At 71.8% G+C, this 9,376-nt stretch carries 11 protein-coding genes; 4 read left to right on the top strand and 7 right to left on the bottom strand.

The features are described from left to right. Positions 1 to 88: 88 nt before the first annotated feature. The gene (locus tag AB0H43_RS38070) at positions 89 to 736 is read right to left on the bottom strand and encodes a response regulator transcription factor (protein WP_360008300.1); all 648 of its coding nucleotides are present in this window, start codon (positions 734 to 736) and stop codon (positions 89 to 91) included. Then, the gene (locus AB0H43_RS38065) at positions 721 to 1,947 is read right to left on the bottom strand and encodes a sensor domain-containing protein (protein ID WP_360008298.1); all 1,227 of its coding nucleotides are present in this window, start codon (positions 1,945 to 1,947) and stop codon (positions 721 to 723) included. The genes AB0H43_RS38070 and AB0H43_RS38065 overlap by 16 nt, the downstream gene beginning before the upstream one ends. 110 nt (positions 1,948 to 2,057) lie before the next feature. Between AB0H43_RS38065 and AB0H43_RS38060 the strand changes: the two genes are divergently transcribed. From AB0H43_RS38060 to AB0H43_RS38050, 3 genes are read left to right on the top strand one after another with little or no spacing between them, the layout of a single operon-like run. Then, positions 2,058 to 2,780, top strand: coding sequence for an ABC transporter ATP-binding protein (locus AB0H43_RS38060; RefSeq protein ID WP_360008296.1), 723 nt, complete (start codon positions 2,058 to 2,060; stop codon positions 2,778 to 2,780). Continuing rightward, positions 2,777 to 5,017, top strand: a complete 2,241-nt coding sequence (locus tag AB0H43_RS38055; protein WP_360008293.1) for an FtsX-like permease family protein — start codon at positions 2,777 to 2,779, stop codon at positions 5,015 to 5,017. Before AB0H43_RS38060 ends, AB0H43_RS38055 begins: the two co-directional genes overlap by 4 nt. Before the next feature lie 18 nt (positions 5,018 to 5,035). Further along, positions 5,036 to 5,578 (top strand): hypothetical protein, encoded by a 543-nt coding sequence (locus AB0H43_RS38050; protein WP_360008291.1) that lies wholly within the window; start codon positions 5,036 to 5,038, stop codon positions 5,576 to 5,578. Between the two features lie 113 nt (positions 5,579 to 5,691). Here the strand turns inward: AB0H43_RS38050 and AB0H43_RS38045 are convergent, their stop codons facing one another. After that, a complete protein-coding gene (locus AB0H43_RS38045) occupies positions 5,692 to 6,372 on the bottom strand; it encodes a hotdog domain-containing protein (RefSeq protein ID WP_360008288.1) in 681 nt (226 codons plus the stop codon). Then, positions 6,369 to 7,457: an exo-alpha-sialidase gene (locus tag AB0H43_RS38040; protein WP_360008286.1), complete on the bottom strand. Its 1,089-nt coding sequence runs from the start codon at positions 7,455 to 7,457 to the stop codon at positions 6,369 to 6,371. The genes AB0H43_RS38045 and AB0H43_RS38040 overlap by 4 nt, the downstream gene beginning before the upstream one ends. A gap of 95 nt (positions 7,458 to 7,552) precedes the next feature. Between AB0H43_RS38040 and AB0H43_RS38035 the strand changes: the two genes are divergently transcribed. Further along, positions 7,553 to 7,912: a PH domain-containing protein gene (locus AB0H43_RS38035; RefSeq protein ID WP_360008283.1), complete on the top strand. Its 360-nt coding sequence runs from the start codon at positions 7,553 to 7,555 to the stop codon at positions 7,910 to 7,912. Here AB0H43_RS38035 and AB0H43_RS38030 read toward each other — a convergent pair. Genes AB0H43_RS38030 through AB0H43_RS38020 form a run of 3 tightly spaced genes read right to left on the bottom strand, consistent with a single transcriptional unit; the run spans position 7,906 to position 9,374 of the window. Beyond that, positions 7,906 to 8,835 carry a 2-hydroxyacid dehydrogenase gene (locus AB0H43_RS38030; RefSeq protein WP_360008281.1) on the bottom strand — a complete coding sequence of 310 codons (930 nt, stop codon included), beginning with the start codon at positions 8,833 to 8,835 and terminating at the stop codon, positions 7,906 to 7,908. The genes AB0H43_RS38035 and AB0H43_RS38030 overlap by 7 nt on opposite strands. A gap of 9 nt (positions 8,836 to 8,844) precedes the next feature. Further along, on the bottom strand, positions 8,845 to 9,219 hold the full coding sequence (locus tag AB0H43_RS38025; protein ID WP_360008278.1) for a VOC family protein: 375 nt from the start codon (positions 9,217 to 9,219) through the stop codon (positions 8,845 to 8,847). Positions 9,220 to 9,227: 8 nt separating this feature from the next. Beyond that, positions 9,228 to 9,374 (bottom strand): hypothetical protein, encoded by a 147-nt coding sequence (locus AB0H43_RS38020; RefSeq protein WP_360008275.1) that lies wholly within the window; start codon positions 9,372 to 9,374, stop codon positions 9,228 to 9,230. Positions 9,375 to 9,376: the final 2 nt, after the last annotated feature.

Below are 9,376 nucleotides of genomic sequence, written 5' to 3'. Positions count from 1 at the left end.
GGACTACCCGTGGGGTGTCCAGGCGGTGCGAGTGCTCACCTGCCGGCGGCTACGGAACCGAGTCTGCGTCACAACCCGGCAGAACTCATTAGGCGCGGAGGTAGGCGAGGACGGCGAGCACCCGCCGATGATCGTCGGTGTCCTGCGGCAGATCCAGCTTGGCGAAGATGCTGCGGACGTGTTTGTTCACGGCCGCCTCGGTGACGAACAGCTGCTTGGCGACGGCCGCGTTCGACCGGCCCTCCGCCATCAACGCCAGCACCTCACGTTCGCGGGCGCTGAGCCGTTCGAGCGGGTCCCGGCGGCGGCGCAGCAATTGGCGTACGACCTCGGGGTCGACGACGGTGCCGCCCGCGGCCACCCGTTCGATGGCTTGCACGAAGTCGGTGATCGCCCCGACGCGATCCTTGAGCAGGTAACCGACGGCCAGACCGCCGCCTGAGTCGAGCAGCCGCACCGCGTAGGACTGCTCGACATACTGGCTCAACACGAGCACGGGCAGGTCAGGGCGCTCCTGCCGGAGCTCGACGGCCGCCTTCAACCCGTCGTCGGCGTTGCCGGGCGGCATGCGTACGTCGGTGATCAGGAGGTCCGGCTGGGCGCCGCGGACGGCGGCCGCGATCGCACCCGCCTCCCCGACCGCGTCGGCCACGATGTGCCCGAACCGGCTGAGCAGCCCGATCAGGCCCTCGCGCAACAGCAGCGAATCCTCGGCGAGCACTACACGGAGTGGCATGGGATCTCCACATGCAGCAGGGTCGGACCGCCAGGTGGGCTGGACAGGCGTACGCGGCCGTCGACGACGGCGACCCGATCGGCCAGCCCGGTCAGGCCGGTCCCGCCGGACGGGTCGGCCCCGCCCACGCCGTCGTCGCGTACCTCGACGACCAGGAGGTCGGGCTCGAGCCGGGCGCGGACGGCCGCCCGGGTGGCCCCGGAGTGTTTGGCGACGTTGACGAGCGCCTCCGCGATCACGAAGTACGCCGTCAGCTCGACCGCCCCGGCCAGCCGCCCGGGCAGCCGGATGTCGACCGTGACCGGAATCGGTGAGCGGTCGGCGATCTCCTCGATCGCGGCCGCCAGCCCGTGATCGTCGAGCACCTGGGGATGCACGCCGCGCACGAGGTCGCGGAGTTCGCTCAGCACCAGCGAAACCTGCTCCTGGGCGGCCGCCAACTGCGCCTCCACCGGTGAGTTCGCCGCCGCGTCAAGCCGGGCCAGCCCGAGATGCATGCTGAGCGACACCAGGCGCTGCTGCGCCCCGTCGTGCAGATCCCGCTCGATCCGGCGGCGCTCCGACTCGAACGCGTCGACCAACCGCGCCCGCGAACGGGTCACCTCTTCGAGGCGTACGCCGAGTTCGTCGTCCCGGGGAGCGAGGAGCGCCCGGGTCAGGGCGGCTCGGGCGCCGGCCCAGGCCGTGATCGTGTAGGGCGCCGGAAGCAGCATGGCGATCCCGATGATCATCCAGGGCCAGGTGTTCGGATCCGCGATCGGCACGCTCATGAAGTAGAAGGGCAGCCACAACGTCAGGGCCAGCACACCCAGGTCGACGAACCAGAGCCCGCCGAGCCAGATGACGACGAAGCTGAACTCCCGCCAGGTCGCCTGTTCCCGTAGCCGGGTCGTCAGCCAGGCCCGCAGGCCGGGTGCCGACGGCCGCCGGTGTGGGTCGGGCGCGCGGTCGAGATCGACCAGCCGCAGCCGCCACCGCTCGAACCGGGCGACGTAGATCCCGGCCAGCGCGGTCACCACGAGGACACCGATCCCGACGATGACGATCAGCAGCAGGACACCCGCCGCGGCCAGCCCGATCATCAGCAGCCCGGTGACCACGCCGACGGCGACCCCGGTCACCAGGTACGCCAATGAGCGCCACGGCCAGGACGAGGTCAGGAACCGCAGCGGCCGCTGCGCGATGGCCTGCCAGGCGGTCCGGGTCTGCACGCCCTCGACGATAACTAGATCCACTCCCTGACGGCGGTAGTGCTGGCACTACCGCCGAAGTCGCACCTGTGGCAATGATCTCGCCGCCGTTCCCGGCTGGAATCGAAGGCATGTCGATCACAGTTCGCCTGCAGAACCTCCAGAAGACCTATCACCAGGTCACCGCGCTGGACGGCGTCGACCTGGACTTCCACCGGGGCACCTTCACCGCGATCATGGGGCCGTCCGGCTCGGGCAAGTCCACGCTGTTGCAGTGCGCCGCCGGGCTAGACGAGCCCACAGCGGGCTCGGTAAGCCTGGCCGGAGTGGAGCTGGCCGGGCTCTCCGAGCACCGGCGTACGCTGCTGCGCCGGGAGCGGGTCGGCTTCGTGTTCCAGGCGTTCAATCTGGTCGCGTCGTTGACGGCGGCCCAGAACGTCGAGCTGCCGCTGCGCCTGGCGGGCCGCCGGCCCAAGGCCGACCGCGTCCTCGCCGTCCTCACCGAGGTCGGCCTGTCCGACCGCGCCCAGCACCGCCCGGCCGAACTCTCCGGCGGTCAGCAGCAGCGGGTCGCGATCGCTCGCGCCCTGATCACCCGGCCGGACGTGCTGTTCGCCGACGAACCGACCGGCGCTCTCGACACGACCACCTCCCGCGAGGTGCTCGGGCTGCTGCGGCGCTCGGTCGACGCGTACGGGCAGACGATCATCATGGTCACGCACGATCCCGTCGCGGCCGCGTACGCCGACCGCGTGGTGTTCCTGGCCGACGGCCGCATAGTCGGCGAACTCGGCGGCGCCGACGCCGAGCAGATCGCGACCCGGATGGCTCGGCTCGAGGCGGGTGTCCGATGATCGCGTGGTCCACTGTCCGGGGCCGGATCAGCGGGTTCGCCGGAACCTTCGCCGCCTTGGCGCTCGGCGTGACGCTGCTGGCCACCTCGCTGCTCGTGTACGCCTCAGCCGCGCCCCGAACGCCCGAACGGTTCGCGGCCGCGCCGATGGTCGTCCACGCGCCCATCGCCGGGAACGACGACGGCGTCGTCAAGGCGATGCGCCCCTGGTCGGTCGCCGAGACCGACAAGCTCCGCGCCGACCTCGCGGCGCAGCCCGGGGTCACCCAGGTCGTCGTCGACCGCGGCTTCTACGCCCAGGCGGTGGTCGACGGCCGGCCGCTGGCGGCCACGGACGGGCACAACTGGTCCAGTGCGCTGCTGGGTGCGTACCAGCTGATCGACGGAAGCGCGCCCGACGCGGACGGCGAACTGGCCGTGGACGCCGAGCTGGGGCTGCGGCCGGGCACCCGCGTGCCGGTGCTGACCGGCCGCGGGCCGGTCGAGATGACCGTGGTCGGCACCGTGAGCGGGCCGGGCTATTACGTGAGCGACGAGCAGGCGACGCGGCTCGCACCGGGAGTCGTCGCGCTCGGCGTGTGGGGTTCGTCGACTGTGGACATCGAGCGGGTCGTCGGCGAGCGCGGCGCCGTGGTCACCGGGGACGCGCGGAAGGTCCTCGAACCCGAGCACGACGCGCGCATCCGCTGGCTCGGCACGCAGCTGCTCGTCGCGATGGCCACCCTGGGCGGATTCGTGACCGTCTTCGTGGTCGCCGGCACCTTCGCCCTTCAGGCCGCGCATCGCCGCCGGGAACTGGCCCTGTTGCGGCTCGTCGGGGCCACGCCCGGGCAGATCCGGCGGCTGATCGCGGGCGAGGCGCTGCTGATCGGCGTGACGGCGGCGGCCACAGGGGCGCTGCTCAGCACGGTCGCCGCGCCGCTGCTGGGCCGGTTCCTGGTCCGTTCGGGGCTGGAGAATCCAGATCTAGTGGTACGCCCAACGGCGGGGCCGATTCTCGTGGCCGTCGTCGTCGGAGTGGTCGTGGGGCTGGCCGGGTCCTGGTCGGCGGCCCGCCGCTCGGCCCGGGTACGCCCGATGGAAGCCCTGCTCGACGCGGCCGTCGAGAGCCGGGCGATGACCCCGCTGCGCTGGATCAGCGCTGGCGCGGCCACGGTGCTGACCGGCGTTATGGCGGTTCTGACCGCCTCCGCCGACGCGTCCCACCGAGTCGACAACGCCCTGTTCACGGCGATGGCCGCGATCGTAGCCGCGACCGCCTGGGCACCGGTGATCCTCGGGCCGCTGGCCCGCCTGGTCACCTGGCCTCTGCTGCGCCTCCAGGGCGCGACGGGGATGCTCGTGCGGGGTGAGATCCAGACCGCGACCCGGCGTACGGCGGCCACCGCCGCGCCGATCATCGCGACCGTCGGACTCGCCGTCCTGCTGAGCAGCATGGTGGCGACGATGCGGGAGGCGTATCCGCAGGGCAAGGCTCGCGAGCTGAACGGGATCTCCGTCGCGCTGCCGGACGAGACCCCCGGCCTGACCGACGCGGCCGTACGCGCCAGCGGCGGCACCGGCGACCTCACCACGCGGGTGTTCGCCGACTCGTCCGTCTTCGACGCGGTCGGCCGGGCTTCGTTCAAGGCGACCGGGTCTCGCCTCGTGACCTTCGCGGACGGTGTCTCCCAGACGGTGCCGGTCGCTCAGTCCGGGACAGACCTAGTCCTTCCGCGGGACGTCGTCCGGGCGCACGACCCGTCCGCCCTGACGGAGTACGCGATGGGCGCCTCGGCCTCGTCAGCTTCCTCCCTGGCTCGTTCCGGGTCGAAGGTGGTCGACGCCCAGACCTACGCCGAGGGCGAGTACGCCGAAGATATGCGCCTGTTGTGGCTGTTCGCCCTCGTCCTCATCGGACTGTCAGTCGGCTACACCGGGATCGCCGTCGCGACGACGATGGCGATGTCGGCCCAAGCCCGCCGAGCGGACCGGCTGGTCCTCGCCCGGAGCGGCGCCGGCCAAGGCCAGATCCGGCGTACCGTGATCACCGAGACGACCTTCGTCGTCGGCGTCGGCGCCCTGCTCGGCCTGGGTGTGGTCGTCCCCGCGCTGGCCGGGATGGCGCACGGGCTGACCGAGGAGACGCAGACCGCGGTGAGCCTCCACCTGCACTGGGCCACCGTCGGCTGGGTCACCGGGGCCTGCCTGCTGCTCGCCGTCGCCTCCGCCCTGGTGTCGGCCCGGCGCCGGACCTGATCCGCATATCCTGGCGGCATGCCGTTGACCCAGGCAGTGGCCCACCAGCTGCTGCGCGCACTACCGTCCCCGGTCGGGCCCGGCCTGACCGGGGACGAACTGCGTGCCCTCGAGACCCGGTTCGGCTTCCGGTTCAACCCCGACCACCGCACCCTCCTGACGGCCGGCGTACCGGGCGGCGACCGGCGCTGGCCGGACTGGCGCGGCTCCCCCGCCCTGCTCGGCGAAATCCTGTCGGCCCCCATCGAAGGCGTGCTCTTCGACGTCGAGGAGAACGACTTCTGGCTCACCAGCTGGGGCATCAAACCCGCCACCCCGGACAAGGCGATCGGCGTGGCCCGCCGGGCGCTGGCACAGGCACCGGTGCTCGTGCCCGTCTACGGCCACCGGTACGCCCCCGCCCTCGACACCGCTGACCTGCCGGTCCTGTCCGTCCTGCAGACCGACGTCGTCGCGTACGGGGACACCTTGGCCGACTACCTGCACCAGGAGTTCGGCGTCGGAGACGCTTCGCCGCGGACGACACTCAAACGCGTCCCCTTCTGGTCCGACCTCCTCTGACCCTGATCGACTCCGTGACGGCATGATCGATTTCTGTCTGGGACCCGAGCCGAGGGGAGCCGGGGCGCGCGGAAGCCGCCCGGCGCGAAGCGACCGGGCGGCGAACGAGCGGCTCAGAGCAGGGCGTACACGGTGGTGGCCTGCGCGGCGAGAACCCCGCCGGCCACCATGTCGACCTGGGCGAACGCCATCGAACGGCCCAGCTTGGTCAGGCGAGCGGTCACCAGCACGTCCACTCCGACGACCGGACGCTGGAAGGTCGCGTTGAGCTGCACCGTCGTCATCGGACCGAAGCCACCCTTGGCGGAGCTGATCGCGATGACGGTGGCGGTGTCGGCCGCTGCCATGAGCGCCTGGCCCGACAGCGCGCCGCCCTCCCGCGCCAGGCGTCCTGACCAGGGCAGCCGGAGGGTGGCGTAGTCGGCGCCGACCTCCTCCACGGTGAGGCCGAGGTCGCGGACCCAGTCGGCGAAGTTGGCGGCGAGGACCTTGTCGCCGTCGGCCGCGCTGAACTCGGATCCACCGGCCACCGACGGGAGCACCTGGATCTCCGCGCCGTCTGCGACGGGCGTGGCCAGCCCGGCCAGGCCGCGGCAGTCTTCGCCGTCGACGTAGACGTTGACGAAGCGCCGGAGCTGGCCTTGTTCGTCGCGAAGCCGGCGGCCCAGGCGCGGCCAGCGGCGCTCCACCTCGGCCAGGACCGCGCCGAGGTCGCCCGCCGTGTCGACGGCGACCGACTTCGCCCCGGCCACCTCGGTACGCAGAGCCGAGGGCACCAGCACCGTGACGCTCACAGGGCGACCGCCCGGAGGCAGAGGATCCCCGGCAGCTGGCTGACGACGCGTTCCCAGCTCTCCCCCTCGTCGGCGCTGGCGTAGACCTCGCCGCTGCGCCCGCCGAAGTACACCCCGGCCGGGTCGGCGGTGTCCGTGCACATCGCGTCGCGGAGCACGGTCGAGTAGAACGGCTCGATCGGCAGTCCGGACGACTGTGCCTGCCAGGACTTGCCGGCGTCCGTGCTGCGGAAGACCTGGCACTTGAAGTCCGGCGCGAACCGGCTGCCGTCCGCGGTGAGCGGGAAGTTCCACAGCGTGTCGCCCCGGCTGGGGTGGGCCACGACCGGGAAGCCGAAGTCACTCGGCAGGCCGTCGGCGATCGACGTCCAGGTGACGCCGTCGTCGTCGGAACGGTAGACGCCGTGGTGGTTCTGAAGGTAGAGCCGGTCCGGGTTGACCTGGTCGCGGGCGACCTTGTGCACGCACTGGCCGAACTCCGGGAACTGGTCGGGCAGGAAGTACGCCTTGATCCCGCTGTTGCTGGCCGTCCAGGTCTGCCCGCCGTCGGTCGTGCGGTAGACCCCGCCGGTCGACATCGCGACGAGGACGCGCTCCGGGTCGAGCGGATGCGGCGTGATCGTGTGGATCGCCTGACCGCCGAATCCCTCGCCCCACTGCGGCCGATGCGGGTGGTCCCACAGGCTTTGCACCAGCTCGTAGGTCACCCCGCCGTCGACCGACTTGAACAGCGCCGACGGCTCGGTCCCGGCCCACACGACGGACGGGTCGCCCGCCGCCGACCCCGGCGCGAAGGCCCACACCCGGCGCAGCGAGGTGTCGGTCCCGGCCGGGAAGGCGATCGGGGCCTCCTCCGGCTCCCGCCAGGAGACGCCCAAGTCGTCACTGACCGCCACACTCGGCCCGAAATGGGAGCTGTCGATCGCGGCGAGCAGCCGAGGCCGCTCCGGCCGCGGGTCGATGCCGACCGCGTAGATCGCGGTCATCGGGAAGTGCGGAACCCCGACCTGCCACGGCCGGCCCACCTCGTCGCGCCGGGCCAGGAAGAGGCCCTTACCGGTCCCGATCATGAGCAGTACGGACATCGCAACCTCCCATTGGCTCCAGCGACGCTGCCTCACCAACCCCGACAGTATTGCCGTGATGTCCGACACTTACCACGACATGCGAGAATCCGCAGGTGACCAGCTTCCGTCAGCCGACCGCCGTGGCGGTCGCCGGCCTCATCGCCGCCATCGGCGCGTTGCCCCTGCTCCGGGCTTCGGGGTGGTTCTTCTTCGTGCCGCTGGCGATCTTCGTCTTCGCCGTCTGGGCCTGGCGCTCGGGCACCGACGCCGACCCGGACGGGGTACGCGTACGAGCGCTCCTCGGTAGCCGGAAGATCGAATGGTCCCGGATCGAAGCCTTCGTGCCCGCGGATCGCCGGAAGGCGCAGGCGGTCCTCGCCGACGGCAGCCGCATCACGCTGACCGCCGTGACCCCGGAGGACCTCCCCCGGCTCGTGGCGGCCAGCGGCAAGGAAGTCGAGCAGGCTCAGTAGCCGTCGCGGACGACGTTGACGAGTTCCTGACCGGCGGCGTACCGGCGCACCTGGGCTCCGGCGAGCTGGTAGCCCCGCCGCAGTACGCCCCGGACCGACCCTGCCACATGCGGCGTGATCAGGACGTTCGTCATCGTCCACAACGGATTGTCGAGGGGCAGCGGCTCGGGATCGGTGACGTCGAGCGCCGCCCACAACCGGCCCGTCCCCAGTTCGGCGACGAGTGCGTCGGTCACCGCGACCGGCCCCCGGGCGGCGTTGACCAGCAGCGCCCCGTCCGGCATCGCGGCCAGGAACGCCTTGTCGACCAGCCCGGTGGTGGCCGGGGTCAACGGGATCAGCAGAACCACGATGTCGGCGGACGGCAGCAGCTGCGGCAGTTCGTCCACGCCGCGTACGCCGTCGGCCGGGCGAGCGGTGCGTGCCACGAAGGTCAGCGACACCTCGAACGGCTCCAGCCGCCGGGCGACGGCTGATCCGATGGATCCGGCCCCCACGATGAGGACGCGCTTACCGGCCAGCTCATCGGTCGGCGTCACGTCCGCGTACGCCCATCGCGGCTCGGCCTGCGCGCGGGCGAAGTAGTCGAACCGCCGCAAGGAGCTGAGGATGGCCGTGACCACCCATTCCGACGTGCTGGAGTCGTGTACGCCGCGGGCGTCGCAGAGCGTGACGCCCGGCGGGACCTTGGACGCCCAGGCGTCGGCCCCCGCCGAGAGGAGTTGCACCACGCGCAGGGAGGTCATCTGCGGCAGCAGCACGGTCGTGCTGCCACCGGACAGGAAGGGCGGCACCCAGAACTCCACCTCGGCGGGGTCGCCTGGCAACGGTGAGCTGGGCGTAGGCAGGAACGCGAGGTCCGCCTCGGCCGGCAGCTGCCCCATGAACTCGACGGCGTCGGGGTGGGAGATCCAGATCTTCACCCGTCCAGCCTATGCCGCGGCGCGCTCGGCTTCGCTGCGCAATACGCAGAACTCGTTGCCCTCGGGGTCGGCCAGCACGGCCCAGCCGAGCCCGTCGGGCCGCCGGTGGTCGGCGACGAGGGTGGCGCCCAGTCCGAGAACCCGCTCGACCTCCTCGTCCCGGGGAATCTCCGGGGTGAGGCAGATGTGCACCCGATTCTTGACGACCTTGGCCTCCGGTACGCGCTGAAAGTAGAGCGCCGGCCCGTCCGGCGGCTGGATCGCCGTCTCCTCGTCCGCCGGCTTCTGGTCCGGATCGAGTTCGGCGTGCATCACCTGGGCCCAGAACTGGGACAAGGCGTGCGGGTCGGCGCAGTCGAACGACACGTTGCGAATGGTCGGCATGAGGCGAATCATGCCCGCCGACCGGCCGGGCGCAACCCGTTTCCCCCTGCGGTCGGGGTGAGCGGCCGACCGGACTGACCGCTCGGGCCGCTGCGGTGCGCGTACAGGGGGAAGAGCTGGAACCGTTCGGCGGTGGCCGGTGTCGTCGTCTTCATGA

This window comes from Hamadaea sp. NPDC050747, from assembly GCF_040654195.1.
GTDB lineage: Bacteria > Actinomycetota > Actinomycetes > Mycobacteriales > Micromonosporaceae > Hamadaea.
Note: the sequence above shows the minus strand (reverse complement) of the source record. Positions and strands in the feature narration are given on the sequence as shown.